Raw genomic sequence first — 26,589 nt, 5'->3', positions numbered from 1 at the left:
CCTGGTCAACTTACTTTTTTCTGGCAGTCTTGCCACAGTACGCCTTCTTGCGTCAGATGACGGTTAAAAACTATTCGCCGTCTATCGCCCAATCGACGTCTCGCCTTCCCCCAATAACTCCTGCACGTCCTTCTCGAAGTCGCCCTGCCGCACCGCTCCAACATAAGTCTTCGCCACGCGACCCACCCGGTCTATCAAAATGGTCGTGGGCACACCCGCCATCCCATAGGCCATCTGCGATCCCGGCTCCGGCAACGCCACCGGATACGGCACACGAAACTCCTCCACAAACTTCTTCACCTTTTCCGTCCCACCTTCATCCACCGCGACGCCTACCACTGCCAGCCCCTGCGGACCCAGCTCCTTCGACAACCGAATCAACCCCGGCGTCTCCTCCCAACATGGCCCGCACCAGCTCGCCCAATAGTTCACCAGCACCACCTGTCCCCGATGCTCTGCCATCTTCCAAGTACCACCATCGAGTTGCCTCATCACCAGCTCCGGCATCACCCTCCTGTCAGCCACAGGCGCGATCCCGCCCGAACGCCCCGTCGCGAAGTACCACGCCCAGCTCATGCCCGCGAACGCGACCACTCCCATCACGTACCGGATCCACCTCGCCCGCATCCCTGACTCCCTCCGCCAGCCTACCTCTTTCCTCTCCACTGCGAGCTATGTACAGTGTGAGTGGTGCAGCACGCCAGCCAGAAGGGACAGACATCATCCGCACCCATCCCCGCAGCGTCTTCTTCAAAACGATAGCTCTACTGACCCTGTTCTTCACGGCAATCCCCGCCGTCCCGTACTCCGTCCAGACCCATCAGGAGCTCATCGATCTCGCGTGGAAGCAGACCATCCGCCCCCTCCTGCTCAAAAAATTCCCCAACCTGACCGAAGCGCAGCTTCAAGAGGCCCACGCCTACGCATACGGCGGCAGTGCCATTCAGGACTTCGGCTACTACCCCTTCGGCAACGCCTTCTTCTCCGAACTCACCCACTACGTCCGCTCCGGCGACTTCGTTCTCTCTCTTCTCCATAACGCTCAGACACCCGACGAACTGGCCTTCGCCATCGGCTCTCTCTCCCACTACATCGGCGACAGCTTAGGGCACAAATACGCCGTCAACCAGTCCGTCCCCGTCGAGTTCCCCAAGCTCGAAAAGAAGTACGGCCCTTCGGTCAACTACGCCGAAAACCCGCACGCCCACGTCCAGACCGAGTTCGCCTTCGACATCAACCAGCTCAGCAAGCTCCGCTTCGCGCCCTCCGACTACACCAAATTCGTCGGCCTAGAAGTCCCCGCGCCGCTTCTACGCAAAGCCTTCTTCGAAACCTACGGCCTCCGCCTCCCCGACATCATCGGCAGCAAAGAGACCTCCATCCGCATCTATCGTTACGCCGTCCGCCGCTTCCTCCCCAACATCGCCCGCGCCGAAACCATCCTCCACAAGAACAGCTTCCCCACCGATCTTCCCAGCCCCGACCTCAATACCCTCGCCGTGGACCTCCGCCAGGCCTCCGCCGACAACAACTGGGAGGCATACCGCAAAAAGCCCGGCTTCCGAAGCCACCTCTACGCTGGCTTCATCTACATCCTGCCCAAGGTCGGCACCCTCAAACTCCTCGCCATCAAGGGTCCCACCCAGCAGACCGAAGATCTCTACATCAAGAGCGTCAACCACTCCATCACCGCGCTCCGCCTGGTCCTCACCAACTACGACACCATCGATCACTACATCGCCAACCGCGATCTCGACACCGGCGACGTCGTCAAGCCGGGCGCATACCGCCTCACTGACGAGACCTACGCCAAACTCCTCGCCACCATCACCAAAAACCCCGCCAACGTCGTCCCATTCCAACTCAAGCACGACCTCGTCGCCTACTACGCCGATCCAAGATCCCCGATCGAGACAAAAAAGAATCCGGAAAAATGGGCGCAGGTCCAGACCAATCTCCAAACCCTCGCCAAAATGAAGACCATCGGAGAGCTCGACCCAGTACCCGACGAAGTCCTATCCGAATAGCTCTCCTGACCGGCCATCGGAAGAGAAAACAACTGCAACATCCACAGATACAAACACTCACCCCGCGCATCTGCATCCAACTAGTCAGATCAAATAGGAGAAGCGATGAAAATCGTTCAAAGCAAGTCAGCCTTCATCACACTCGCAGCCGCCCTAACTGTTGCTTCCCTCGCCTTGATTGGCTGCAATGACACCGGCAAAGCCGCCGCCACCCCCGCCAACTTCACCATCGGCATCAACAACCACTACCTCGACCACCCCGAGTGCCTACTGACCGACACGCGCTTCCCCTTCGAGACCAGCGACGCCGAAAAGACAAAGCAGCTGGACACCCTCGTGAAAAATCTTCTCCTCGAAAAGTCCGTCGAGACGAGCATCCACGTCAGCCGCTACACCGTCGCATCCGCCGGTACCCGCTACGCCCCACGCTTCTGCTACGGCCATCGCGAAGTCACCGGCATCAATAGCTTCACCCCCGTCGAAGTCGCTAACGGCTTCAAAGAAACAAAAGTCACCTACAGCTACACGATGAAGGAAGTCCCCGTCTGGGCCGAGAGCCACGACGTGCAGGCCGCTTTCCCAGCGATGGCCCGCGCCACCACCAGCCAGGCCACCGACACCATCACCCTCGCCCAAAGCCCCGTAGGCTGGCAGGTCCCCGATTAGGGACCTGTCCGTACATCTTACATTTTGAATGAGTGCCAGTTGTCAGTCGTTGCCCTCTTCAAGCCTCACTCACCCGTGCGCTGAAAAAAATTGTGCCAGCACAGGCGCCAATACCGTCGGATTCGCCCCATGCGTCTGTCCCTCGAGCACATGAAGGTGCGCCTGCGGCATTATCTTGCTCAAGGTCTGCGCCGTCTCGGCCATAAACGGATAACTCGCCCCGCCATTCATCACGAGTGCAGGGGGTTCAAGCAGGGCGGCACGCTCCACCGGCACGCGACCCGTCTCGCCCAAAACAGCGGCATCATAGGCGAGCGTGGGTGCAGCTGCCATAAACTCGCCCCACAGAGGCAGGCCGCGCATCATCTCCACTTGCTGTGCCGGTATCTGCAGGTGTTCCAAAAAGAGCAGTACCGCATCTTCTCTGCGCCCTTCGGCCAGCAGCGCCTCGAGCTCAATCACATACTTTTTCCGACTCTGTTGCGCCGCTTCATCGTCATTGTAAGGAGCCTCATACATCGCCAGCGCCCTAACCTTTCGGCCAAGTGCCAGCGCCGCCTCCAGCCCAAGCGCAGCACCCGAAGAGTGACCATACACGAACGCCGTTCCGCCCGCCTCCATAATCAGCGCCTCAATATCTTCCACCTCCCGCGCAACCGCATACGGTCCCGTGTCTCCACTCTCTCCGCGTCCTCTGCGGTCATAGCTGTAGGCCGTGAACCGCTGCGCCAACAGCCTCACAAGCTCTGGCTTCGTAGAAGTTGAGCGTGTACCCAGAGCGCCATCAACCAACACCACCGCCGCCCCAGACCCCTCCCGGTCATACGCGATCTCCGTCCCGTCCTTCGACACAACCCTCGACATATCTACCCACCCTTTCCTGCTGGGCTTCGCACTCGCACCAGCAAGAACAGCCAGTGTATGACGCAACCTGCGATCTCGCCACCCGTCGCGTTCTGCGAAAACCGCAATCGAATGTCGTCACCTCCTGCCAATGACATCTCCTCGCAACTCTCCCGTTACAATTCCTCCCCAGAGGAACCAATGTCGAAATCACGCCGGGAATTCCTGACTCAAAGCACGCTCACGCTGCTCGCCTCCACCTCCGCTCTTGCCCAAACTCCCGTCACACCGCCCACTCCCGGGGCACCACCCGCCTTCGGCACCTCTCCGTCTGTCGGCCCAGAAGTCTCCAGCGCCACCTTCGCCGAAGCCGAAAAGCTAGTCCAGTTCCCGCTCACCGAAAAAGATCGCGCCCAGGCCGCCGGAAACTGGCGCGCCGCCATGGCTCCCCTCTACGAACGCCGCACCGGCCCACGCAAAGTCGCCATCCCCACCACCACCGCTCCGTACTCCCTCATCAACTCCATCCTCCCCGGCCAGCCCACCCTCCCCGCAAAAAACGAATTCCTCCGCACCACCTCCGAAGCCCCACTCCCCACCACCGACGAAGCCATCGCCTTCGCCCCAGTCCACCAGCTCTCCCGCTGGATCGAGACCCGCAAGCTAACCAGCACGCGCCTCACCGAGATCTACCTCGCGCGCATCCAACGCCTCAATCCGAAGATCAACTGCATCATCACCCTCACCCGCGACCACGCCCTCGCGCAAGCCAAAGCCGCCGACGCCGAGATCGCCGCCGGCCACTATCGCGGCCCCCTTCACGGCATCCCCTGGGGCGCAAAAGATCTCCTCGACACCGCCAACATCGCCACCACCTACGGCGCCGAGCCCTTCCAACATCGCGTCCCCACCGCAGACGCCACAGTCGCCGAGCGCCTCAACGCCGCCGGCGCAGTCCTCATCGCAAAACTCTCACTCGGCGCACTAGCCCTCAACGACGTCTGGTTCGGCGGCCAAACCATGAACCCCTGGCTCCTCGAAGAAGGCTCCTCCGGTTCCAGCGCAGGCCCAGGCGCAGCCACCGCCGCAGGCCTCGTAGCCTTCGCCATCGGCTCCGAAACCGGAGGCAGCATCGTCTCCCCCTCCATGCGTTGCGGAGTCACCGGCCTCCGCCCCACCTACGGCCGCGTCCCGCGCACCGGAGCCATGACCCTCTGCTGGTCCCTCGACAAACTCGGCCCCATGGCCCGCAGCGTCGAAGACACCATGCTCGTCCTCAACACCATCACCGGCCCCGACGGCCACGACGTAGCCTGCGTCCCCAGCAAACTAGACTTCGACGCCCGAGCTCCAATAAAGAATCTAAAAGTAGGCTACTTCCCCCAGTGGATGAAAGAAGCCCCGGCCACCGACGTCGATCGCGCCGCCCTGGCCGCCATCTCCACCCTCGGCATGACACCTGTCGAAGTCACCCTCCCCGACTGGCCCTACGACAACCTCGACCTCATCCTCTTCGCCGAAGCCGCCGCCGCCTTCGAAGAGATCGCCCTCAACCATCAACTCGACCAGCTCAAAGCCCAGGTCCCAGACGCCTGGCCCAACACCTTCCGCCAATCCCGCTTCCTCTCCGCAGTCGATTACGTCCAGGCCGACCGCCTCCGCCGCATGGTCGCCGTCGAGATGGCTCGCATCATGAATGAAGTCGATCTCCTCCTCGTCCCCTCCCTCCGCGACGAGATCCTCACCATCACCAACTTCACCGGCCACCCCTCCCTTACCCTCCGCGCCGGCTTCGTCGAAGTCTCCGAAGCTCGCAGCGACTGGGCACCCGACCCCGCCAAACCTCTCCCAAAATTCAACCCACCGCGCCGCGTCCCACACGGCGTCACCCTCATCGGCCGCCTCTTCGACGAAGGCACCATCGCCAGCGCTGGCCTCGCACTTGAGCGCCACTTCAACGTAGCCCAGGAAAATCCACCAGGCTTCTAGTGCCGATAGAGATCTTCCGCCGACCATCGGGAGGCCAAGCGCGAAGCCGGTATACAAGTCACGAAGTGACCGCCGCCCGCGCAGGGCAAACGCGAAGCACAACTTCAACCGCTACGCTCCCACCACTGGGGCCAACCGACGGTCCATCCATCCGCTTAGCTGTCGAGTGGAACCGCTTCCAGCAATTTGCGATACCCTGTGTGATATCTCAACGACTCACTCTCCGAGGCCCCGCGACTTGACCCGTCTCCGCACCGTAGCCTGCCTGCTTCCACTCGCCGCCCTTACCCTCGCCCAGTCCCCCACCCCGCAGGTCTTCGGCTACCGCGACTTCGCACAGCAGGCCAAATTGGACAAAGCCTTCATGGCCGTCCCCGACCCCGCCCTCGCCGGCCAGCATCTCAAGACCCTCACCGCCGCGCCCCACTGGGCCAGCTCACCCGAGGACTACGCCACCGCCGTCTACGTCGCCGACAAGTTCAAAGCCGCCGGCCTAGAAACCGAGATCGTCCCCTTCAAAGTCCTCCTCACCAAACCCGTCAAAATCGTCATCGAAGCCTTCGATGCCACCGGCAACAAGCTCATGTCCGGACCAACCCCCGAGCACGTAGACCCCAACAAATTCGGTGGCGACCCCTTCCAGGACGATCCCCGCATCCTCCCCGCCTTCAACGGCTCCTCCCCCTCCGGCGACGTCACCGCCGAAGTCGTCTACGCCAACTACGGCACCCTCGCCGACTTCCAACAACTCGCCAAACTAGGCATCAGCATCAAAGGAAAGATCGTCCTCGTCCGCTACGGAGAAAACTTCCGCGGCATCAAGACCTACATCGCCCAGCAGTATGGAGCCATCGGCGTCCTCATCTACTCCGACCCTGCCGATGACGGCTACTTCCGCGGCGACATGTACCCCAAGGGGCCCTACCGCCCCGAAACCGGCGTCCAGCGCGGCTCCGTCCAATTCCTGCCCATCTATCCCGGCGACCCCACCACCCCCGGCATAGCCTCCACCCCCGACCTCCCCGACTCCAAACGCATCCCCGCTGACAAGCTGCAAAACAACCAGCCCAGCATCCCCACCAATCCGCTCTCCTACCACGACGCCGCCCCCATCCTCAAAGCCCTGGGCGGAGCCGAATCCCCACGCGAGTGGCAGGGCGCTCTTCCCTTCACCTACCATCTAGGCGCTGGCGGCAATCACACCGAAGCCAACAAAGTCACCGTCCACATGCACCTCGACGAGGACATCGCACTCCGCACAATCTGGGACGTCATCGGCACCATCAATGGCACCGACGACTCTCAAAAAGACAACTGGGTCGTAGCCGGAAATCATCGCGACGCCTGGGTCTACGGCGCCGTCGATCCCAACTCCGGCACCGCAGCCATGCTCGAAACCGTCCACGGACTAGGCCAACTCCTCAAGCAAGGCTGGAAGCCAAAGCGCACCATCGTTATCGGCAGCTGGGACGCCGAAGAAGAAGGCCTCATCGGCTCGACCGAGTGGGCTGAGCAACACGAAAAAATCCTCGCCCACGCCGTCGCCTACTTCAACACCGACGTCGGCGTCGCCGGTCCCAACTTCGACGCTGCCGCCGTCCCCTCCCTCAAGCAATTCGTCCGCGAAGTCACCAAAGAAGTCCCCAGTCCCAAAGGCGGCACCGTCTACGACCAATGGAAGGCTGACCAGAACGCCCCCTCCCCCACCCGCAAACGCAACCGCTCCTCCGAATCCACCGACTCAGACGTCCGCATCGGCACCCTCGGCTCCGGTTCCGACTACACCCCCTTCATCCAACACCTCGGCGTCCCCTCCACCGACATCGGCTCCGAAGGACCCTACGGCGTCTACCACTCCGTCTTCGACAACTACAACTGGTTCACCAAGTTCGCCGACCCCACCTTCGTCTACGAGCAGCAGCAAGCCCGCGTCTTCGGCCTCGAGATCCTCCACATGGCGGACGCCGACGTCCTCCCCTACGACTACCAGCTCTACGGCAAAGAGATCGTAGGCTACCTTGAAGCCGCGCAAAAGTTAGCCACCACCAAAGGCCTCAGCCTCGACTTCACCTCCGCCCTAGCAGCCGCGAACCGCTTCGCCACCGCCGCCACCGCCATCCGAGCCGTCCAGTCCGCGCCTCCCGCCAACCCCACCGGGCTCAACGAGGCCCTTCGCAACGCCGAAGAAGCTCTTCTCAACCCTGACGGCCTCCCCAAGCGTCCCTGGTACAAACACACCATCTACGCCCCCGGCGAGTTCACCGGTTACGCCGCCGTCGTCATCCCCGGCGTCAACGAGGGCATCGACGCCCCGGACGCCCCCCGCGCCCAGGCCCAGCTAGCCGCTCTCACCGCGGCTCTCAACCGCTCCGCCGCCATCCTGGAAGCCGCCAAATAACCACAAACTCACCACAAACCACCATCCGAAACACCACAATCAGCCATCACTCCGACCAACGGGAGGACCACCCAAAGGGATACACAAGTCACGAAGTGACCGCCCTCCGCGCAGGAGGCCCGTCCGGCAGGACACATCCAGCATGGAAAAGGAACCATCCCCCAAAGGATGTATCTTTCAGTGCCGAAGTGGGATATTCCCAGTTAGTTACCTGCCGCATGATTACTCTCAAGACGGTCAAAGCCGCCAAAAGGAGACTCCCCAATGGTCCATGATCTGGTTTTAGCTTTGGTATTTCTCGCAATGATTATTGCTCCTGCACTTCTTGCCATGCGATCCGATAACAAAGAAGGGAACGATATTCTCTAGCCTCACCCCTGTGCTGCCGCCCCACGGGGTAAGTTGTTGCCAGCCCACACCAACCCGCATTCCCCACCGCATTGCGGGCCTGGCCTTCAACTTCAGCGCTGACCAATTCGAGCCGTCCTTCGAACCCAGCCCCGAACCACCCCTTGCCGCCCCACAGCTCAGTCTCGTTCGCCCCCGCCGCAACAAACTCTCAGCCAACGCTCAGAGCCAACCCAACAAGAAACCCTCCCCGAAAAAGTAAGGCCGCATCCCAAACCAGGAATGCGGCCTTTTCCTATTCAACTGTCGACATCCTGACCCTGAGCAAAGTGGGCACCTCCAACAAAACCGTCATCCTGAGCGAAGCGAAGGATCCCTGTATTTCGCTTTTGTTTTGGCCTTTGTCGTTGCCCTCACGTTGCTATCGCACTCTAGCATCTACTCAACCTCTACCCGCGCAGCGCCATCTGCTCGGTCACAATCTGCGTCAAGTCTTGCTTGTGCAGCCCATGCTCCTTCGCGTTGAACTCGTCCACCTTGCTCGACCAGTTCATGCTGCAGAACTTCGGCCCACACATGCTGCAGAACGCCGCTTCCTTGTAGTAATCATCCGGCAGCGTCTCATCGTGCATCCCCCGAGCCGTCTCCGGGTCAAGCGACAGCGCAAACTGCTTATCCCAATCGAACGTATACCGCGCATGCGAGATCGCATCATCCCGATCCCTCGCCCCCGGCCGATGTCTCGCCACATCCGCCGCATGAGCAGCAATCTTATAAGCGATAATCCCGTCCTTCACATCCTTCTCATTCGGCAGCCCAAGATGCTCCTTCGGGGTCACATAGCAGAGCATCGCCGCACCATGCCAACCAATCATCGCCGCACCAATCGCAGAGGTAATGTGGTCATAGCCCGGCGCAATGTCAGTCACAAGAGGTCCCAGCACATAGAACGGAGCGCCATCGCAGAGCTCGACCTCCTTATCCACCTGCAGCTTGATCTGGTCCATCGGAATATGTCCCGGCCCCTCGATCATCACCTGCACATCGCTCTTCCAGGCCTGCCGCGTTAAATCACCCAGCGTCTTCAGCTCCGCAAACTGAGCCTCGTCGCTGGCATCCGCCAGACAACCCGGCCGCAATCCATCGCCGAGCGAGTAGCTCACGTCATACTTCGCCATCACCTTCGTGATCCGGTCGAAGTTCTCGTACAAAAAATTCTGCTTGTGATGCGAGGTCATCCATTGCGCCAGAATCGCCCCGCCCCGGCTCACAATCCCTGTAATCCGCTTCGCCACCAGCGGAACATATTCAATCAGCACGCCCGCATGAATCGTAAAGTAATCAACACCCTGCTGCGCCTGCTCTTCAATCACTTCAAGGTAAAGATCAATATTCAGATCTTCCACCTTCTTCACCCGGCTCAGCGCCTCATACAACGGCACCGTCCCAATCGGCACCGGCGAATGCCGCAAAATCTTCTCTCGAATCATCGGAATATCTCCACCCGTCGACAGATCCATCACCGTATCAGCGCCAAAGTGCACCGCCGTATGTAGCTTCTTCAGCTCCTCATCCACATTCGACACCAGCGCGGAGTTCCCGATATTCGCATTGATCTTGCACAGCGACTCCACCCCAATCGCCATTGGCTCCAGCTCCACGTGGTTGATGTTCGCGGGAATAATCATCGTCCCCTTCGCCACCTCGCTCCGCACCAGCTCCGCCGCAATCTTCTCCCGCTGAGCAACATAAGCCATCTCTTCGGTGATCATGCCCTTACGCGCAAAGTGCATCTGGCTCATGTTCGTGTCGCCAGTCCGCGCCGCCTCGGCCTTGCGCTTCACAATCCACTCCGCACGCCCCGTCGGCACCTTGTAGTCGTTACCGTGCGAATGCGCCCCGTTGCCATTGCCGTTTGAAGCTGCGCCGTTCCCGTTTTCGCTCATATCTCTCCCGCCCGTCTCGCAGTGTTATCGAGTAAGTATACGATGCACGCGAAGCCGCTTTGATCTGCACTTTGTTCCCGCACCGTTCGCCCGTCGTTCCGCAGCAGAAAGGAAGAAGCTTCTTCCGTTGCCGCACTTCCTCTCGGTTAAATTCCACACAACGTCTAATTACGCCAAATCCTTTTCACAGCGCATCAATCCCGGTGCAGCCACTCGCCATGCAGCCAACCATCTCCAGACCACCGCATCCAATCCACCAGAAGCAGAACGACCGTGAGCGCCACAGCCTGAACGTTCGCCGCTCTCACCCACATGCAACGCAGCCCCACACGGCGTAATCCACGCCGGCAGGACATCGCGCAAATTTTTACCAAGGAGAACCTCCCCATGAAGTTTTTTTCCGAAAACATCGAAGACCTACGCACCCTCTACATCGCCAACCTCCGCAAGGCGCTCGATATGGAGCAGAAGATCACCAAGGCCCTGCCCACCATGATTGAAAAAGCGACCGACCCTCAACTCGCCTCCGCCTTCAACAACCACCTCACCGAAACCCAGGGCCACGTCGCCAAGGTCGAGAGCCTTCTCCGCGACGTCAACAACGGCGAAGCCGACACCTCCACCTGCAAAGCCATCTCTGCCCTCGTCTCCGAAGCCGAAGACAACATCAAGGACGCCGCCGACACCACCATCCGCGACATCACCCTCATTGCCAGCGCCCAGCAGGTCGAGCATCACGAAATCGCCGTCTACGGAACCCTCCGCACCTGGGCCGAGCTCCTCGGCGAAGACGCCGCCGCCGACATCCTCGACAGCATCCTCGACGAAGAGAAAGACGCCGACGAACTCCTCACCTCCATCGCAGACGGAGTCAACACCGCCGCCGCGAACACGGTGACTGCTGTCCCCACCCACGTCTAAACGGCGAGCATTTCACTCGCCATCAATTTCCACTCGGCTGAGATCTATTTGAGATCTCAGCCTGTTTTTTTCCAGGAAGCCAACAGGTTCCCTAACGTCACAGAAAGCCTCTTAGCGGAGTGTGATCTCGCCCATGTCGATCGCAACCAGCAAGGGCTCCTTCACCACCTGGTAATCCCCTTCATACGCATAAACCCGCCGTTTCGTCGGAAAAACAATACCGTCAACATCCCGATAATCCGACGCATAATTAAGTCCCGTCGCACCCCCAAGAATATCCACCGTATAGTCGTGTCGCCGCAGCAAACCATCGGGCCCAAAGCACGAGATCTGCTCCTGAGTATGGCTCTTCACATAATCCGGGAAGCTAACCTTCAGCCGCCTCCACGTCTCGCCCTCTACCTCAATCGACGCAATCTCTTCGCTCTTGAAACCCGCGTAGGTATAGAGAAAAGGAGTGGTCAAATAAGTCCACAACGCCTCGCCGCTGAAGTAAGCAACATGGATATCGTCCCAAGGCTTCTCTCGCTGATCCCCCTCAAAGGCCTTTTCCGGATCATCGCGTGCCTCGATCAACGTCCCGTCCGCCTTCTCCATCACAATCCGCTCCGGCTCAAAGATCGACCGCTTATCCTGTCCGGGAAAATCCATCACCAGCCGTTCAACCTTCGCGTCGCACGTCACGACAACGTTCTTCAGATAGTCAAGCTTCCCCTTGACATACCAGAGCCCACCCGAAATCGAAGCCGCAACCGTCACGGACTTCACTTTATTCCAACGCTCAAGCCCGCCGTGCGCTCTCACCGCCAAATCCAAAAGCTCGCTCATAACCCCGACCATACGCCCGCCATCCCCACCGCGAGAACAAATTCCACCGAATATTTCGTCCAATACAAGTTGCATCCACACCTACTAGTTGGTAGTATCCCGCCGTGCAAGGTGATACCGCAGATCGAATCCTCGAAGCCGCTCACTCCCTCCTCGCCGATCGCGGCTACTCGGCGTTCAGCTATGCGGATATCGCAGAGATGGTCAAAATTCGTAAGCCAAGCATCCATCACCACTTTCCTACCAAAGAGATTCTGGTCACTGCCGTCCTCAAACAACACCGCAACAAGCTCGGCGCAGCGCTCAGCGATCTCACCCAGCGAGTTGACAGTCCGCTCAAGCGCCTCGAGGCCTACGTTCTCTATTGGGAAAAATGCATTCGCGATAAAACAGAGCCCATCTGCATCGCCGCCTTGCTAGGCGCCGAGCTCCCTACGCTTCCGGAGGAGGTAACGCTTGAAGTCAAGCGTTACTTCCGCGAACTCAAAGTATGGGTCCAGGAAACCATGGAAGAAGGCCGTTCCAAAGGCATCGTTCGGCTCGAACAATCAGCCTCGACCGAGGCCGACACATTCATCGCTCTAATCAACGGCGCCATGGTCTCAGCCCGCACCTACGGGACGAGCAAAGTCTATACATCGGTCATGCAGGGAGCCCTACGCAGGCTCGCCGCACAACTCTAAATTCAGGTAAAGATTGTCAGGCGCTGACAAAGTCTTTGTGCTTTTAGCGTAATCTACCTACTAGAAGGTAGATTACTTCTAATGCAACTCAACTCGAAAGGACCACTATGAAGTTTCGTCTCTTATCCACCCTCACCGCCGCGCTCCTCTTTTCTGCGGTAGCCACGCCCAGCCCAGCCCAAACCTCATCAACCGGCCCCACTCACAACGTCATTCTCGTACACGGTGCCTGGGCCAACGGCGCGAGCTGGTCCAAGGTCATCCCTCTCCTCGAGGCCAAGGGTCTCCGCGTCGTCGCCGTAGAGCTTCCCCTCACTTCACTCGAAGACGATGTCGCCACCGTCAAACGGGCCATCGCCATTGAAGATGGACCGGTGCTTCTCGTCGGCCACTCCTACGGCGGCGTCGTCATCACCGAAGCAGGCAATGACCCCAAGGTCTCCGGCCTCGTCTATGTCGCCGCCTTCGCACCCGGCGACAACGGATCCATCAATCAGTTGAGCCAGGGCGGAACACCACCTCCCGGTATCGCAGAACTTCGTCCCGACGCACAGGGCTTTCTGAAGCTCACCCCGAAAGGTGTCTCAGAAGACTTCGCTCAAGACCTCACCCCTGCAGAAAAAGCGGAGATCACCGCCACCCAGGGGCCAACCAACGCCAAAGTGCTGGGTGGAACCATCACCACCGCAGCCTGGCATCAAAAGCCCTCCTGGTACGTCGTCTCCGCGAACGATCGCATGATCCCACCCGACGCCGAGCGCGCCATGGCCAGCGCGATTCATGCAGAGACCATCACGCTCCCTTCCAGCCACGTCGCCATGCTGTCACATCCCGCACCCGTCGCAGCCCTCATCGAGAAGGCCGCCGCATCCACCAAATAACTATCTCCACCAACCGCAGGGCTGTCTCGCAACTCACGCGAGTCAGCCCTGCAAAAAAAGACAACTAGTGTTTCGTCGCAATACAAGCTGCGTAAGTCGAAAGAAATCGATCTCTTGCCACGCGATATTCCTCAATCGTCTGAAAGCTCCGGTCCTTCGACTCCTGATTCAAAAAATAAATCGTAGTCACCACCCTCGACGCATCGTTCAACAGCACATAGATCCCTAAGACACCACCTTCAAGCTTGTCTTTATCCAACCCACGAATATCGAGACCATTAAGCTTCGGCTTCAACTCATAGTTCCTCGTGCTGTCTTTGCTGGTCGCTAGCATGTAGTCGAAGTTATCGACCAGAGTCTGTCTCGTCTCCGAATAGTCCTTCTCCGGCAGAATCTCTACCTTCACGTTCGCGTAGAAATCCTTCCCTGGATAAGCGAACATTACCCTTCGCCCCTCCACCATCCCCACCTGTTTCGATCCCTTCGAGGTCGGAACCGTGCGCTCGTGAATGCCCGGCGCAAGCGGCGATGTCTCCACAACCGATAACCCATCGCTGAACCTGCAGCCTATGTAACGATCAAACGCTGAAGAGTCCGAGCGATCACCGTTCTGCGCCGCCAACCCGCTCTGCGCCACCGACAGCAAAGACGAGACCGAAAGCATCATCAACCCACACCCAAACAGGATCGCCCTTTTTCTCATGGGCGAACCATATCGCGAATACTCCTTTGAGCGGTCAGATATTCGAGCTTGAAAAGTTGACTGTCAAAATACTGTCAAGCCACTCCCATGCAAAAACCCGCGCCCAGAGCGGCTTTTGTCGTGGCGTATTACCCCCTTTCAAACGTCTAAAATAGAAGAGGAACCCAGATTCGGCTACGCGAAACTGATCGAAACTCGTCGAGATCGCTCGGTATCGTAACTACAACAAAACAAGTATTTTGCACACAAGTCCTTTGAATGGAATATTTTACAGACACACCCTGCCCATAAACTATTCATTCTAAACAGCTTACGCGCAAGATACCCCGCAGGGGGGAGGGGGGTATCCCACAAAGGGCCGCTACCCAAATCGAACCCGTAACCGTAGACTGAAAGACGAAGAACATGGCAAACGTAACTCAGAAAAGCCCGATCAAATTCATCGTAGCCGCGGTCATCATCGTGGCCACGATCGCTTACTTGTCCTTTACCGGTGGACGTGACAACAAGAGCTACTACGTCACCATCGGCGAGCTGCAGGGCATGGGAAATAAGGCTTACACCCGCCATCTTCGTGTAGCCGGTAACGTTGCACCCGGCAGCATCCACCGCGTCGGCACCAACGCCACCTTCGATCTCCTTGAGCAAGGCCGCAAACTCTCCGTCGTCTACCAGGGATCCGAGCCGCCACCCGACACCTTCAAGGACGACGCCCAGGCCCTCGCCGTCGGCACCTACAGCCGCGACGGCGTCTTCCACGCCACCCAGCTCCAGGCCAAATGCGCCTCAAAGTACGCCCCGGCCCCAGCCTCCGCAACCCCAGCCACCACCGCTGCCGCCACACTGCCTGCAACCAAATAACGCAAAGCTCAAAGATATGACGCAGACGGCAGAGACAACTCGCAGCAGCGCTCCTCCATCCGTCGCCAGCACGGACTGCATCTCGCTCGAGTCAGTCTCTAAGATTTACGGCCGCTTCGCAGCGCTCCGCAACATCACCACCAGCTTCTGCACCGGCTCCTGCACCATGATCCTCGGCGAAAACGGCGCTGGAAAATCTACACTCCTGCGCATGATCGCAGGCCTTATCACCCCGACTCGGGGCCGCGTTACCGTCTTCTCCGAAGCCCCGCACCAGCAACGCCGCCGTGTCGCCTACATGAGCCACTCGCCCATGCTCTACGACGAGCTCACCGCGATGGAGAACCTCAACTACTTCTCCTCCCTCCATCGAGATGGAGGCTGCGCCTGCGTCGGCAACCCCGAGATGGCTCTCCGCGCCGTAGGCCTCGACCCCAAGCTCGACCGCCCGGTAGGCCAATTCTCTCAGGGCATGCGCCAGCGCACCTCCCTTGCCCGCGTCCTCCAGACGGACCCCGAGGTCCTACTCCTGGACGAGCCCTTCTCCAACCTCGACGCGGCCTCCGCCCGCCACATGGTCGAGTTGCTCGCCGACTTCCGCACCTGGCCCGTAGCTCCCGTCAACGGAGTAATGGGCGCCCGGACCATCATCCTCACCACCCACCAGTTCGCCCTCGCCGAACCCCTCGCCACCCGCACCCTCACCATGCGCAACGGCGAGATACTGGACTCAGGCACCGAGGCCCACGGGTGAAGCCCCCCGCCGCCGCCAAAACCAACGCCGCCCGCCTCCTCGACACCCTGGGCATTCCGTACGAGCTACGCACTTACGAAGTCGATCCCGAGGACCTAACCGCCATCTCAGTTGCCCGCAAGATAGGCCTCCCCCCCGAACAGGTCTTCAAAACCCTCCTAGCCCACACCGACACGGGCGAACACGTCTTCGCCGTCATCCCGGGTGACGCGGAACTGGATCTCAAAAAGTTGGCTCAAGCCGCAAAAGCGAAAAAAGCCGAACTAGCCTCCCTCAAAGAAGTCGAGCCGCTCACCGGCTACATCCGCGGCGGAGTCACAGTCATGGGAGCGAAGAAGCCCTTCCCTGCCTTCGCCGACGAGACCATCGAACTCTTCGGCCAGATCTCCGTCTCCGCCGGCAAGCGAGGTCTCCAGATCCTCCTCGCGCCCTCCGACTACCTTCGCGCCGCCAACGCAACCCTCACCGATCTCACCAAGGACGTCGCGAAGGCATGAAGTATCTCCGCCACGTCTGGGACCACCTCCGCAAAGACCTCCGCCTCGAGTGGCGCTCCCGTGACTCCATCAACGGCATGCTCTTCTTCGCCCTGCTAGTAGTCGTGGTCTTCGGCCTTGCCTTCGACCCCACCAGCTACCCCACCATGACGCGCCAGATATCCGGTGGCATCCTCTGGGTAGCCCTCCTCTTCGCCTCCATCACCGCCCTCAACCAATCCTGGGCACGCGAGCAGCGGAACAACGTCCTCGAGGCCCAGCGTATGGCCCCCTCCCCCGCCTCCGCCCTCTTCCTCGGCAAAGCCCTCGCCAACATGCTCTTCGTTCTCGTCGTAGAGGCTGTGCTAGCCCCCATCTTCATCGTATTTTTCAATCTCCACGCCCTCGGCAACGTCTGGCTCCTTGCTCTGATCCTGCCGCTGGGCACCTGGGCTCTTGTCGTCAACGGCACCTTCTTCGCTGCGCTCGGTCTTCGCGCTCGCAACCGCGAACTTCTCCTCCCGCTCCTACTCCTGCCCATCTCCCTCCCGGCCCTGCTGGCCATGGTCCAGGCCACAACCGGCGTCCTAACCGCCGACTTAGACCCGATACAGATCAGCACCTGGATCAAGCAGCTTCTCGGCTACGACATCATCTTCACCACGGTCTGCATTCTGCTCTTCGAGACCGTTCTCAACGCCGAATGACCGCATTCGGGATACCATAGGTCTATGGAGCAGCGCACCCCCACCCTCCGCAATGTCGCCTGGCTCTGGTTCGGGATCAGCATCGCCGTGCTCGCTTTCGGCTTCCGCCAAGCCATCTTCCTCGTCCCCACGGATGCGGCACAAGGCAACGTCGGACGCATCTTCTACTATCACGTTCCGATCGCGATGTTGAGTCTGATCTTCCCCTACATCAACTTCGTGGCATCGCTCTTCTACCTATACTGGCGACGTCGAGAGCCGTTGAAGGCCCTTACGGCGGATGCCCTGGCTCTCGCAACCGCGGAAGTGACCGTCGTCTATTCGAGCATCTGTTTGCTGACCGGCATGCTCTGGGCACGCGCTGTATGGGGCATCTGGTGGACGTGGGATCCTCGCCTGACCAGCATGCTCTTGCTATGGCTTCTCTATGTCAGCTATCTGATGTTGCGCCAATTCTCCTCTGCCGGACAGACCCACACCCTTGCTGCCGTCCTCTCCGTGTTTGCCGCGGTAGACGTGCCCATCGTATACATGTCCATCCGCTGGTGGCGCACCCAACACCCCGCCCCGGTCTTTGGTGGTGGCCCAGACTCCGGCGTCGACCCCTCAATGCTTCCCGCCTTTTATTGGAATCTCGCTGGCTGGACTGTTTGGGGTATTTGCATTGTCGTATTCCGTTTCGCCCTCGAACGCCGCCGCCAGTTTGCCGAGCAGGAAGCTGCCCTGCAGGCCATCGAAGCTTCTTTGGAGATTCCGCAATGACTTGGCGTTCTTTTTTTGACTTGAGCACAATGCCTCATCGGCATCTGCTCTTCGCTTACATCGCTGTGTGGGTTATTCAGGGTGGATACTTCGCATGGACTGCGTGGAATTGGGTTCATGTTCGGCGAGTCGGCCGCTAAAAAATCAACGAAGCCGCAGGGGGACCGCAGCTTCGTTGTCCGAGTAGGAATTGCACGTGATGCTATCGACCATCAGCATCGATCGCATAAACACCGGATGACGCATAAAGTTTCGGAGACCTAATTTAAAAATTCTCGCGATCGCACTTCCTCTTGCCGCTCTTGCACCACCTCGATAGACTCCGAACAGTGCCAACGCCCCACCGCTCTTCATTTCGTCTCCCCGTCGTCGCAACATTTGCGATCCTCCTCGGCCTCTCCGGCTGCCATAGGAGCCGTTTTCCTGACGTTCCAGCGGGCTATCGCGAGTACGCATACGTCAGCAATGCGGGATCAAATACGGTCACCGTACTTGATCTTGTCTACCTTCGTCAGGATCACACCCTCCAAGTCGGCACCAACCCAACCAACATGGCAGTCAACCCCACTCGAAATGAGGTTTACGTCGCCAATGCTCAGTCGGGCACGATTTCAGTCATCAACGCCGACGCAAATCGTGTTGTTGCGACGATTGCTGTCCGTCATCGGCCATCCTTCATCGCTGTTGAACCTAGCGGACATCGTGCTTACGTTGCCAACTATGGCTCGAACAGCGTCAGCATAGTTGACCTTGACCTCCGGCGCGAAGTCTCCGTCGCGGGGGCCGGCGAACAACCCGTTCAGGTGCATATCTCGCCTGATGGCCGCACTCTCGTAGTCACTAATCATGGGAGCAACAGCGTGTCCGTCTTCGATGTGATTCCCTACAGCGCCGGCTCCCCGGCATCTGCTTCAGTTACACATCTTCGCTCGACATTTTCCGGCTGTCCCGGAGCCGGAGACACGGTAATTTTGCCCGACTCCTCAAAGGCCTTCGTGGCCTGCTCCGCAGGGCATCAGGTGATGGCGCTGAGTCTGGCGGCAGCGCCTGGATCGTGGGCGGCCAAACAAAATCCTTCGCTTACAACGGACCGCATGCTTGCGTTGCTGGACGTTGGGAAGATGCCGGTTCATCTTGCGATGAAACCGGATGGCGGTGAAATTTTCGTCTCAAACTTCGATTCCGACAGCTTCTCCGAGATTGCTACTTGGACCAATGAAGTTGGGGGAACTTACTCGATTGGAAACAAGCCGGTGCGGGGCATCGTCAGTCGCGACAACAGCACGCTATGGGTCGCGAACTCAGGGGCTGATTCGATTGGGCTTTATAGCATTGACGACGGGAAGCTGGCAGGCAGCGTTCGTACGGGGTCCGGGCCGGATGCGCTTGCCTTTTCGGAGGATGAGCATCTTTTGCTGGCTGCAGATACACATTCCGGGGATATTGCGGTTATTCGAACGGAAGGAAAGCAGGGGCCAGCGCTCTTTACGATCCTTCCGGCTGGAATTTCTCCCAACGACATCGTGGTTAAAGCTCTTCACGAAAAATAGCGTTTTGCGAAAAAAAATCTGGCGTGGTGGGCGTTGGCTTTTGTTGTTATTGTTGGGTTTTTGAGGGGTATTTTGCGAAAAGTGGGTGTTTGATCGTGGTGTTTTGATGGTGTGATCGTGGTGAGATGCGTGGTGAAGATGGTGTTCTGACATCGTATTTTTCTTCGCCGAAAAATACGCCACTTTTTTGAACTATTTTTTCGGGCGAGTCTCGGACGCGTGAGCAGGCAAAGACAAAATACATGGATCCTTCCCCATTCGGCTTCGCTCAGGGTTAGGATGACGACTCTTTTCTGTTCGGAAAGGTGATGTCAGACCTGGCGGGCTAGTACGAGGGTGATGTCGTCGGGTTGCTCCTCGGCACCGATCCAGGCGTCGAGTGCGAGCATGACCTGGGCGGAGATTACGTGCAGGGGTTGATCGCGGTAACGGGCGACCACCTCCATCATGCGTTCTTCGCCGAACTCGCCGAAGTCGTTCTCTGGTTCAGTTACGCCGTCTGAGTAGGCGACCATAATATCGCCTGGCTGCATCTTGAAGCGGTCTTCCTCGTACTGCATGCCGTCCATGAGGCCGACGACGGTGCCTCCCTTGTCGAGTCGGCGGATGTGTCCGTCTCGGCTCAAAACGAGTGGTGGAAGCTGTCCTGCGTTTGAGTAGGTCAAGACGGCGGAGGCCGCGTCGTAGTGAGCTAGAAACAAAGTTGCGTATTTTTCAGGCTGTGTGCTGCGGTAGAGGTGGCGGTTGAGAAGGGACAGAATGCGTCCCGGGGACTGGAAAAGTTCGTCGCAGTCCCCTCCACGTCCTTCCCTGCTGGCTGTGAGCCCCGCCACGCTGGTCTCGCTGTAGACAAGCTCCTCACTCGCGAAGCGGTAGGCGCGCACCGCCGAGTGAAGGGTTGCCATGAGCAGGGCGGCCGAGATGCCCTTGCCGCTGATGTCGCCGATGGCGATGCCGACGCCAGTTTCACGGCGATCCACCATGCCGGCATGGGCTTCTTCGTGAAAGACGAGAAAGTCGTAGTAGTCGCCGCTTACGGAGCGGGCGGGGCGGCAGACTCCGTGCAGATCGAGGGTCGCGATTCCGTGCGCGTGCAGCGGAAAGAGATTGGCCTGAACCTCCTGGGCGATGGAGATCTCGTTCTGCAGACGCTCCTTCTCCTTCTGTTCTTCGAGGAGCCGCTGCAGGGATCCAGACATGGTGTTGAAGGAGCTGCTTAGTTCGGCGAGCTGGTCGTCACTTTTAACGCCGATACGGTAGTCGAAGTCGCCGCGGTCGATGTGTTCGGTTGCGCTGTAGAGATCAGCCACGGACGAGGTGATGGAGCGGCTGAGGCCGATGGCCATCCACAGCGCCAGCAGCTCGATGAGTGCAAAGAGGACGCAGAGCAGGATGATCGCGATGCGTATAACGCTGGTTACGATTCCTCCGAGGGAGGAGCCGAATAGCTGGTTATAGAGAAGAGAGGGTCGGGATTGGACCGCGATGAGAACGTTGTCTCGCTCTCCTGAGTCCCAGTCTGTAATCGGTTCGGTCGAGGTGAAGCTGACCCGGGTATCAACGACGTTGACGGCTGGGGGCTCTGTGCCACCGACGATCCAGGATGATCCACCATCTATCCCATCGGCTCCGACCGCGAATCTAACCTTCTGTCGCGATTTCTGGGAGGGAGGGGGCGTGCCCGGGGTGGCCTCAGCTTTGTTCTCCCTGCTGATTTCATTGGCGGTTCTTCCGGCGCGTTGGGGCAGAAGACTTGCCTGTCCGAGGCCGTCTGAGATCAGCTTCAGAACGGCACCGTCAACCGGCAGACTCGACATGAGCGTGAAGATGCGTCCGTCGTTCCACCGTTTCTGATGAAGGGCTACGAGGTAGAGATCGCGCCCGTCGAGGACGAGGCCTGAAAACTCTCCTCCGGGCACCTCGGTTGCCCAGGGTGGAAGGCCGAAGGGAGCCTTGCCACGATACTTTGGACCGATGTCGACCGCTGCGCCATTAAGGAAGACGCGGATTTCGCGATGCAACCTCAAGCGAGGCATATCAAGTCGTGCGACCTCTCCAGCCTGTTCAATATCCTGGATCGCACCGCCAATCTGCTGCGCGTTATCCTTTGGCCGTTCGGCGACGAGCGCAGTGGTGAGATCGGCGCGGCGGCCGCTCTCGTTTCTCATCTGGATCAACTCAGCCTGTAGGCGGGAGTCTGTAAGGTGAATTGCGAATTGGCCTGCGGCCACGTAGGCCAGAACGCCCACCAAGGTGAGAAACAGAATCACCGGTGCGAGGCCGATGAGGAGATAGGTGAGGATCAGCTTGTTACGAAGGCTCCAGAGGAGATGTTTCCGTATAAGCTGCCAAGCGAGTGGGATGGCGATGGAGACGAGAGCGATTCCAACAAAGAACTGAAGGATCCCTAGAAAGGTTCTGAATCCTCCTGAGAATAAGTGGCGAACAAACAACACGCAGAACCACAACCCAAGCCAGACTGCGGCACCGGCAAGTCCTGTCGGAATCCGTTCTCTGAGCAGATTGAGAACACGCGGCCCGGTAGGGCTATTCGCGTCTTGCATCGTTTGCCGCCTCCAGTTCCGCCTGTCTTGCCAGCTTCAAGGTATGACGCGTCGCCGAAAAATGTGCCCCGGCCAGCAGGAGCAGACCGGAGAGAAACGCCCACATCATCAACCCTACCGAAATATAAAACGGCCCGTAGACGGACTGGAAGTCCAGCCAGGGGAGTGCCCTGATATAGAGATACTTAGCCGCCTGCCACAACAGACCGATGACGATGGCTGTGGGCAGCACGGCGCGCGCTGGAATCTTTCTGTAGGGCAATACCCAATAGATTAGAAAGAAGAGCAGTATGCTCGCAAGCCCAGCACAGAGCTTGAGAAAGCCGTAGGAGACGAAGTGATAGACGACGTTTTCGGTGTGGCCGAAGAAGAGCCAGGAGAGAATCGTCTGCTGGCTTGCGGTGGAGGCTACCGACGCCATGGCCAGAACACCAACCGCGAATGCGAGTCCAAGAGATACCGCCTGGTTGTGGAGGTAGTTACGGTTCTGGCGAACTCCCCAGACCCGGTTTAACGCTACCTCCAGAGGAAGGAAGACGCCGGTGGAGGTGATGAGCAGCATGACGAGCGAAAAGAGCTGGGTTCCTTTGTGAGGGTGGGCCAGCAGTTGCATGTTTCGCATGACGAAGTCCTGACCGACCGGCAGGAGATTCTTCATCATGTCACCGACGATCGCCTCCATGGAACGTGAGTGAAAGAAGCTTCGGCACAGGGTCAAGAGCAGCACGATGAAGGGGAAGAGCGAAAGGATCACGTTCGCGGCTACGCTAAACGCGTAGGTGTGGACCTCAGTCCGAGCCATGTAGCGGGCCAGTGCGGCGATCTGCGCCGCCAAACCGTACTCCCGCACGACGGGGGCAACGTCTTCGATCGGCCTTGGCGGCAGATCGTGTTGGTCGTCCTTCGAAGACGCGGATGCTTCGTGTTTACCAGGGAGAATGGATGGCATAGAAGAGTTCGATGCAATATCCGGCGAGCGACGACCGGTAACGCACTCCGATGCTAGCAGAGGGTGTCAGCTTTGGTGACAGCTAATCTTTGCCTATATTTGCGGGCCGTTTGGAGCGGTTGTAAGGGTGTGGATACGCGCCAGCGCCCACTGGGATGACTCCGCGAGGACGGGATCTTCGGCGGTGCTCCATTGCTGGAGTTGGGGGATGAACTGCGTTTCGCCGCTGTTTCCCATTGCGATGGCGACGTTGCGGTGCAGTCGCTTCATACGAGTTCGTTCCAGGGGCGAGCCTTTGAACCATTGCTTGAATGTTGCGGAGTTCATCTCTGCGAGCCAGGTTAAAGGTGGATTGATCAACTGTTTTCGTGCGAGCATGCCCTCGTTTTGAGAGGTTGGAGCGCGGCGGTTCCAAGGACAGACGTCCTGGCAGATATCGCAGCCGAAGACCTGGCGGCCCATGGGTTCGCGGAGTTCTTCTGCGATGACGCCTTTTTTCTCGATTGTGAGATAGGCGATGCAGCGTGACGCGTCCATCTCGCGCGGCGCCACCAGTGCGTTTGTGGGGCATGCGTCGATGCAGCGGGTGCAGCTTCCGCAGCGGTCCGCAGGGAGTTCGAAGGCGAGCTCGGACGACACGGGGATCGAGGTGACAATGACGCCGAGTAGAAGCCATGAGCCTAGTTTTTGATCGAGGACGCAGGTGTTCTTGCCGATCCAGCCTATGCCGGCTTTGGCGGCGGCGGCGCGTTCGACGAGAGGACCGGTATCGACGTAACAGCGTGATTGGCAGGCGAAACGCTCGTGAAGATGCGACTCGATTTTTTTGAGCCGGCTTAGGAGTTCGTCGTGATAGTCGGTGGGGATGAGGTCGTCGGTGTCTGGGAGGGCGGTGCGTCCGCTCCAGGCATAGCGGGCGATCCATCCGGTTCCGGGTTCAGACTGATCGATGGATAGCGGGGCGGCTACGTTATAGTTCAGGGCGCAGACGATGACCGATCTTGCCCAGGGCATCGCAATCTGGACGTCACTGCGTAGCAGAACTCCTTGCTCGTTGCGGCGCTTGAGATAGTCCATCTCACCGGCTCTGCCGGCTTCGACCCAGGCTGCGAATCTATTCGCGTCGATAGTTTGCTGACTGGTTTCGGTGTCCGCGGAAACGACTGCGGCTACACCTGCTGTGTCGAAGCCGGAGTGAGCAGCGAGTTCGCTCAGCCAGAGCTTGAGATCGGAGGTCCATGCTTCGGCGCTTTGTGGTGGCCCTGCGAACAAACCCGTTCCCTCGAGGATGACTTTTCTCTGCTTGCCTCTAGGATAATTCGCGGAGGGTGTCGCAGAAACCGTTTCGCTCGGGATGAAACTGCTTCATAGTCGCCTGGATCGGCGGGATAGATGGCATTGCACCGGATACACCTTTGCCAGTAGACTTGTCATAGCCGGGAGGGCTTTCGAATCATCGGAAGACTGCCCGGTCACAAGTCACTATCAACGGATGTGCGCCATTCGGATTTTGCGACTGCTCGTAATGCAGCTGCCGTCGATAGGTTAGTTACAGTTTCCCAGACTGCAATTAACACCACAACTGGCACCCCTACTTCGGTCAAGCGGAAGAGTGGTCCAGGTGATTGATAAAAATGCGGAGAGTTGGCAGAGCCCGGTTGAATGCACCTGACTCGAAATCAGACATAGGCGTAAGTCTATCGGGGGTTCGAATCCCTCACTCTCCGCCATTCAACCCTCCAGAGAATTCCGCGTAGTGCTTGAGATGTGACGGCAATCCCAGCAGACGTTGGACTGCACGCTGTCGCTGACGAGCTTCAGCGTGTTCTTCCTCTTTCTGTTCTTTGATGCGGCGAGCCGGCAAGTAACAAGAAGCGCGGTTCTCATGGCAGACGACTTGCTTGCGAAAGCGCGAAAGTGCCATTTCCAAGAAGCCCGAACAACGGTTCACGTTGGATCCGTCACCAGGAGGGCGCCGTCTCAGCAACAACGCGGTCCTGAAACTTTGCGTCGCGCACGAGTGCTGAGGCGAGCATTGGGCGGCCGCGCTCGTCGTAATAGATGCCGGTCTCACCCGATTCATTGAGCAGCACCTTGGTGATCACGCGCGCTGCGCGCTTCGGAGTGCTCAATATTTTGATGAAGGGCATAAGCAGAGGAACGAGTAGCGGAAAGATGTATCTCTGCAGAAAGCGCACAAAAGCCATGCATCGCGCCCTCCGAGATCAGTGGCAAGATTTAGGCCCGGCTCTACCGCATTGAAGCGGAGCCGTGGAGTCTCGCGGGCGAATGCCATTGCCGCAGCAAGGATCGCTTGTTTGGAAGTAGCGTAGGCATCGAAACCCGGCTTTGTGGCGCCGCCTGGTTTCCATTCCGCCTGCGCACTCGCCTCTGCGGAGATATAGCGACCACCTCGAAACCCCGCAGCCACGGCCGATTTGCGTTCGGGATCTTCTACAGCGGATACGATGAAAACGACATTTGCACCGTTGGGGAGACTTCGCACGAGCGCCTCTGTCAGCGCAAACTGGCCGAGATGGTTCGTCGCGAACGACATGTCCCATCCCAGCGCGTTCCAGGTCGGACGCATCTGCATGATGCCTGCGTTGCTGACCGGGCCGGCGATCGGAAAAGGGAGCCCACCGATCTCCGCAGCTGCGCGTCGCACGCTCGCGATATCCGATAAGTCGCACACAACCGACACCGCATGGCCGCCCTTTCGCTCGATCTCCTGGTGCAACTTGTTGAGCTTTTCGCGATTGCGCCCAACAAGGACGACAATGCCGTGTTTCGCCACCTCGAATGCGGTTGCCAGGCCAATACCCGAGGTCGGGCCGGTGATGATGTATGCCTTTTGGCCGGTGGGATTGTCCGCGTTGTTCTTCCTTCTCTGCTTCTCCTTGCGGACCGCCTAAACGTAGCCTCCCGTAACCTCGATACGTTCCGCATTTACCCAGCGATTGTCCTCAGAGAGCAGCGACGCAATCATCCGACCGACGTCGTCCGGAACACCTGCTCGCCCCAGTGCTGTCCCTTCAGCCACCCTTTTGTTCACGGCAGGATTGTCGCGGACGATGCCGCCGCTGAAATCGGTTTCTGTAGCCCCTGGCGCTACAACGTTGACAGTAATCCTTCGTGGGCCGAGTTCCTTCGCCATGTGCTTCGACAGCACCTCAACCGCGCCCTTCATCGATGCGTAGATTGAGCCCCCCGGACCGGTAATGCGCGTTCTTGCCGTCGACACATTAATGATTCGCCCGCCGTCGTTGATGAGAGGAAGAAGCTTCTGTGTCAGGAAGAAAACGCCCTTGAAATGGACGTTGTAGATGCTGTCGAGCTCTTCCTCGGTCGCCGTTTCAAACGGCATGTTGCGGTGACTGTTACCGGCGTTGTTGACCAAAAAGTCAAAGCGCGTGACTCCGAATTTAGAGAGCGCGTTTTTCACGCTCTCTACGAAGGCATCGAACGACGCGACGTTGCCGGCGTCGAGTTGCAAAGCGACGGCTTCCGCTCCCGCGTGTTTCACCGCGACAACAAGCGCTTCCGCGTCGGAGCCATGGGTGTGATACGTGAAGATCGTATTTACTCCGCGTCTTGCGAGGCTCTCAACCGTGTTGCGGCCGATACCGCGACTGCCACCGGTGACAATCGCGATCTTTTTAGGGGTGATTACATGCGTTTCTATCGACATTGAGTCTCCTTTGTCTGTCTAGTCAGTCATTAATAAAGCTCA

Annotated in this window: 25 protein-coding genes and 1 tRNA gene; 14 read left to right on the top strand and 12 right to left on the bottom strand. The window is 58.9% G+C overall.

Features of this window, described 5'->3' with window-relative positions:
* Nucleotides 1–81 precede the first annotated feature (81 nt).
* Nucleotides 82–627 carry a TlpA family protein disulfide reductase gene (locus HDF14_RS23160; RefSeq protein WP_183981132.1) on the bottom strand — a complete coding sequence of 182 codons (546 nt, stop codon included), beginning with the start codon at nt 625–627 and terminating at the stop codon, nt 82–84.
* Nucleotides 628–683: 56 nt separating this feature from the next.
* Here HDF14_RS23160 and HDF14_RS23155 point away from each other — a divergent pair, with 56 nt between their 5' ends.
* Nucleotides 684–2,027, top strand: coding sequence for a zinc dependent phospholipase C family protein (locus HDF14_RS23155; protein ID WP_183981131.1), 1,344 nt, complete (start codon nt 684–686; stop codon nt 2,025–2,027).
* Between the two features lie 105 nt (nt 2,028–2,132).
* Nucleotides 2,133–2,693: a hypothetical protein gene (locus HDF14_RS23150; RefSeq protein WP_183981130.1), complete on the top strand. Its 561-nt coding sequence runs from the start codon at nt 2,133–2,135 to the stop codon at nt 2,691–2,693.
* Nucleotides 2,694–2,762: 69 nt separating this feature from the next.
* Here HDF14_RS23150 and HDF14_RS23145 read toward each other — a convergent pair whose 3' ends face one another.
* Nucleotides 2,763–3,557 carry an alpha/beta fold hydrolase gene (locus HDF14_RS23145; protein WP_183981129.1) on the bottom strand — a complete coding sequence of 265 codons (795 nt, stop codon included), beginning with the start codon at nt 3,555–3,557 and terminating at the stop codon, nt 2,763–2,765.
* Nucleotides 3,558–3,737: 180 nt separating this feature from the next.
* Here HDF14_RS23145 and HDF14_RS23140 point away from each other — a divergent pair, with 180 nt between their 5' ends.
* Nucleotides 3,738–5,525 carry an amidase gene (locus HDF14_RS23140; protein WP_183981128.1) on the top strand — a complete coding sequence of 596 codons (1,788 nt, stop codon included), beginning with the start codon at nt 3,738–3,740 and terminating at the stop codon, nt 5,523–5,525.
* A gap of 238 nt (nt 5,526–5,763) precedes the next feature.
* Nucleotides 5,764–7,923 (top strand): M28 family metallopeptidase, encoded by a 2,160-nt coding sequence (locus HDF14_RS23135; protein WP_183981127.1) that lies wholly within the window; start codon nt 5,764–5,766, stop codon nt 7,921–7,923.
* A 797-nt stretch (nt 7,924–8,720) separates the two neighbouring features.
* Here HDF14_RS23135 and thiC read toward each other — a convergent pair.
* Both thiC and HDF14_RS23125 read right to left on the bottom strand, forming a co-directional pair.
* The gene (gene thiC / locus HDF14_RS23130; protein ID WP_183981126.1) at nt 8,721–10,217 is read right to left on the bottom strand and encodes a phosphomethylpyrimidine synthase ThiC; all 1,497 of its coding nucleotides are present in this window, start codon (nt 10,215–10,217) and stop codon (nt 8,721–8,723) included.
* A gap of 194 nt (nt 10,218–10,411) precedes the next feature.
* Nucleotides 10,412–10,591 carry a hypothetical protein gene (locus tag HDF14_RS23125; protein ID WP_183981125.1) on the bottom strand — a complete coding sequence of 60 codons (180 nt, stop codon included), beginning with the start codon at nt 10,589–10,591 and terminating at the stop codon, nt 10,412–10,414.
* A 13-nt stretch (nt 10,592–10,604) separates the two neighbouring features.
* On the opposite strand from HDF14_RS23125, the gene HDF14_RS23120 reads away from it, so the two are divergent.
* Complete coding sequence (locus tag HDF14_RS23120) at nt 10,605–11,138, top strand: ferritin-like domain-containing protein (protein WP_183981124.1); 534 nt, start codon at nt 10,605–10,607, stop codon at nt 11,136–11,138.
* 111 nt (nt 11,139–11,249) lie between these two features.
* On the opposite strand, the gene HDF14_RS23115 is transcribed toward HDF14_RS23120, so the two are convergent.
* Entirely contained in the window at nt 11,250–11,966 is a 717-nt protein-coding gene (locus HDF14_RS23115; RefSeq protein ID WP_183981123.1) for a hypothetical protein, read from the bottom strand.
* Nucleotides 11,967–12,070: 104 nt separating this feature from the next.
* Between HDF14_RS23115 and HDF14_RS23110 the strand changes: the two genes are divergently transcribed.
* Both HDF14_RS23110 and HDF14_RS23105 read left to right on the top strand, forming a co-directional pair.
* On the top strand, nt 12,071–12,649 hold the full coding sequence (locus HDF14_RS23110; RefSeq protein ID WP_183981122.1) for a TetR/AcrR family transcriptional regulator: 579 nt from the start codon (nt 12,071–12,073) through the stop codon (nt 12,647–12,649).
* Between the two features lie 107 nt (nt 12,650–12,756).
* Nucleotides 12,757–13,530, top strand: coding sequence for an alpha/beta fold hydrolase (locus HDF14_RS23105; protein WP_183981121.1), 774 nt, complete (start codon nt 12,757–12,759; stop codon nt 13,528–13,530).
* A gap of 64 nt (nt 13,531–13,594) precedes the next feature.
* On the opposite strand, the gene HDF14_RS23100 is transcribed toward HDF14_RS23105, so the two are convergent.
* Entirely contained in the window at nt 13,595–14,233 is a 639-nt protein-coding gene (locus tag HDF14_RS23100) for a hypothetical protein (RefSeq protein ID WP_183981120.1), read from the bottom strand.
* A 405-nt stretch (nt 14,234–14,638) separates the two neighbouring features.
* Here HDF14_RS23100 and HDF14_RS23095 point away from each other — a divergent pair, with 405 nt between their 5' ends.
* The 6 genes from HDF14_RS23095 to HDF14_RS23070 all read left to right on the top strand — a co-directional run bounded on the left by HDF14_RS23095 (nt 14,639) and on the right by HDF14_RS23070 (nt 19,343).
* A complete protein-coding gene (locus HDF14_RS23095) occupies nt 14,639–15,094 on the top strand; it encodes a cytochrome c maturation protein CcmE (protein ID WP_183981119.1) in 456 nt (151 codons plus the stop codon).
* Between the two features lie 16 nt (nt 15,095–15,110).
* On the top strand, nt 15,111–15,848 hold the full coding sequence (locus HDF14_RS23090) for an ABC transporter ATP-binding protein (protein WP_183981118.1): 738 nt from the start codon (nt 15,111–15,113) through the stop codon (nt 15,846–15,848).
* Nucleotides 15,845–16,345, top strand: coding sequence for a Cys-tRNA(Pro) deacylase (gene ybaK, locus HDF14_RS23085; RefSeq protein WP_183981117.1), 501 nt, complete (start codon nt 15,845–15,847; stop codon nt 16,343–16,345). The genes HDF14_RS23090 and ybaK overlap by 4 nt, the downstream gene beginning before the upstream one ends.
* On the top strand, nt 16,342–17,031 hold the full coding sequence (locus tag HDF14_RS23080) for a heme exporter protein CcmB (protein ID WP_183981116.1): 690 nt from the start codon (nt 16,342–16,344) through the stop codon (nt 17,029–17,031). The genes ybaK and HDF14_RS23080 overlap by 4 nt, the downstream gene beginning before the upstream one ends.
* Nucleotides 17,032–17,055: 24 nt before the next feature.
* Entirely contained in the window at nt 17,056–17,793 is a 738-nt protein-coding gene (ccsA, locus tag HDF14_RS23075; protein WP_183981115.1) for a cytochrome c biogenesis protein CcsA, read from the top strand.
* A gap of 329 nt (nt 17,794–18,122) precedes the next feature.
* Nucleotides 18,123–19,343, top strand: coding sequence for a lactonase family protein (locus HDF14_RS23070; protein WP_313899673.1), 1,221 nt, complete (start codon nt 18,123–18,125; stop codon nt 19,341–19,343).
* 311 nt (nt 19,344–19,654) lie between these two features.
* Here HDF14_RS23070 and HDF14_RS23065 read toward each other — a convergent pair whose 3' ends face one another.
* The 3 genes from HDF14_RS23065 to queG all read right to left on the bottom strand — a co-directional run bounded on the left by HDF14_RS23065 (nt 19,655) and on the right by queG (nt 24,128).
* Nucleotides 19,655–21,907: a PP2C family protein-serine/threonine phosphatase gene (locus tag HDF14_RS23065; protein WP_260698526.1), complete on the bottom strand. Its 2,253-nt coding sequence runs from the start codon at nt 21,905–21,907 to the stop codon at nt 19,655–19,657.
* Entirely contained in the window at nt 21,891–22,856 is a 966-nt protein-coding gene (locus HDF14_RS23060) for a YihY/virulence factor BrkB family protein (RefSeq protein ID WP_183981114.1), read from the bottom strand. The genes HDF14_RS23065 and HDF14_RS23060 overlap by 17 nt, the downstream gene beginning before the upstream one ends.
* Nucleotides 22,857–22,949: 93 nt before the next feature.
* Nucleotides 22,950–24,128, bottom strand: a complete 1,179-nt coding sequence (gene queG / locus HDF14_RS23055) for a tRNA epoxyqueuosine(34) reductase QueG (RefSeq protein WP_260698525.1) — start codon at nt 24,126–24,128, stop codon at nt 22,950–22,952.
* A 366-nt stretch (nt 24,129–24,494) separates the two neighbouring features.
* Between queG and HDF14_RS23050 the strand changes: the two genes are divergently transcribed.
* Nucleotides 24,495–24,586, top strand: a tRNA-Ser gene (locus HDF14_RS23050).
* Nucleotides 24,587–24,817: 231 nt separating this feature from the next.
* Here HDF14_RS23050 and HDF14_RS26175 read toward each other — a convergent pair.
* The 3 genes from HDF14_RS26175 to HDF14_RS23040 form a co-directional block, all read right to left on the bottom strand.
* Complete coding sequence (locus tag HDF14_RS26175) at nt 24,818–24,961, bottom strand: hypothetical protein (protein ID WP_221304844.1); 144 nt, start codon at nt 24,959–24,961, stop codon at nt 24,818–24,820.
* 23 nt (nt 24,962–24,984) lie between these two features.
* Entirely contained in the window at nt 24,985–25,653 is a 669-nt protein-coding gene (locus HDF14_RS23045) for an SDR family NAD(P)-dependent oxidoreductase (RefSeq protein ID WP_313899672.1), read from the bottom strand.
* Between the two features lie 114 nt (nt 25,654–25,767).
* Nucleotides 25,768–26,547 (bottom strand): SDR family NAD(P)-dependent oxidoreductase, encoded by a 780-nt coding sequence (locus HDF14_RS23040; RefSeq protein ID WP_183981113.1) that lies wholly within the window; start codon nt 26,545–26,547, stop codon nt 25,768–25,770.
* Between the last annotated feature and the right edge of the window lie 42 nt (nt 26,548–26,589).

It is taken from the genome of Tunturiibacter gelidiferens (assembly GCF_014201335.1).
In the GTDB taxonomy this organism is placed as follows: domain Bacteria; phylum Acidobacteriota; class Terriglobia; order Terriglobales; family Acidobacteriaceae; genus Edaphobacter; species Edaphobacter lichenicola_E.
The sequence above is the reverse complement of the archived record's forward strand: the minus strand, read 5'-3'. Positions and strand labels throughout refer to the sequence as shown.

Excerpts from the sequence above, each read along its gene's own strand:
- HDF14_RS23160 (WP_183981132.1), bottom strand. The coding sequence starts at position 627 with ATGCGGGCGAGGTGGATCCGGTACGTGATGGGAGTGGTCGCGTTCGCG.
- HDF14_RS23150 (WP_183981130.1), top strand. The coding sequence starts at position 2,133 with ATGAAAATCGTTCAAAGCAAGTCAGCCTTCATCACACTCGCAGCCGCC.
- HDF14_RS23145 (WP_183981129.1), bottom strand. The coding sequence starts at position 3,557 with ATGTCGAGGGTTGTGTCGAAGGACGGGACGGAGATCGCGTATGACCGG.
- HDF14_RS23140 (WP_183981128.1), top strand. The coding sequence starts at position 3,738 with ATGTCGAAATCACGCCGGGAATTCCTGACTCAAAGCACGCTCACGCTG.
- thiC (WP_183981126.1), bottom strand. The coding sequence starts at position 10,217 with ATGAGCGAAAACGGGAACGGCGCAGCTTCAAACGGCAATGGCAACGGG.
- HDF14_RS23120 (WP_183981124.1), top strand. The coding sequence starts at position 10,605 with ATGAAGTTTTTTTCCGAAAACATCGAAGACCTACGCACCCTCTACATC.
- HDF14_RS23115 (WP_183981123.1), bottom strand. The coding sequence starts at position 11,966 with ATGAGCGAGCTTTTGGATTTGGCGGTGAGAGCGCACGGCGGGCTTGAG.
- HDF14_RS23105 (WP_183981121.1), top strand. The coding sequence starts at position 12,757 with ATGAAGTTTCGTCTCTTATCCACCCTCACCGCCGCGCTCCTCTTTTCT.
- HDF14_RS23100 (WP_183981120.1), bottom strand. The coding sequence starts at position 14,233 with ATGAGAAAAAGGGCGATCCTGTTTGGGTGTGGGTTGATGATGCTTTCG.
- HDF14_RS23095 (WP_183981119.1), top strand. The coding sequence starts at position 14,639 with ATGGCAAACGTAACTCAGAAAAGCCCGATCAAATTCATCGTAGCCGCG.
- HDF14_RS23090 (WP_183981118.1), top strand. The coding sequence starts at position 15,111 with ATGACGCAGACGGCAGAGACAACTCGCAGCAGCGCTCCTCCATCCGTC.
- HDF14_RS23080 (WP_183981116.1), top strand. The coding sequence starts at position 16,342 with ATGAAGTATCTCCGCCACGTCTGGGACCACCTCCGCAAAGACCTCCGC.
- ccsA (WP_183981115.1), top strand. The coding sequence starts at position 17,056 with ATGGAGCAGCGCACCCCCACCCTCCGCAATGTCGCCTGGCTCTGGTTC.
- HDF14_RS23065 (WP_260698526.1), bottom strand. The coding sequence starts at position 21,907 with ATGCAAGACGCGAATAGCCCTACCGGGCCGCGTGTTCTCAATCTGCTC.
- HDF14_RS23060 (WP_183981114.1), bottom strand. The coding sequence starts at position 22,856 with ATGCCATCCATTCTCCCTGGTAAACACGAAGCATCCGCGTCTTCGAAG.
- HDF14_RS23040 (WP_183981113.1), bottom strand. The coding sequence starts at position 26,547 with ATGTCGATAGAAACGCATGTAATCACCCCTAAAAAGATCGCGATTGTC.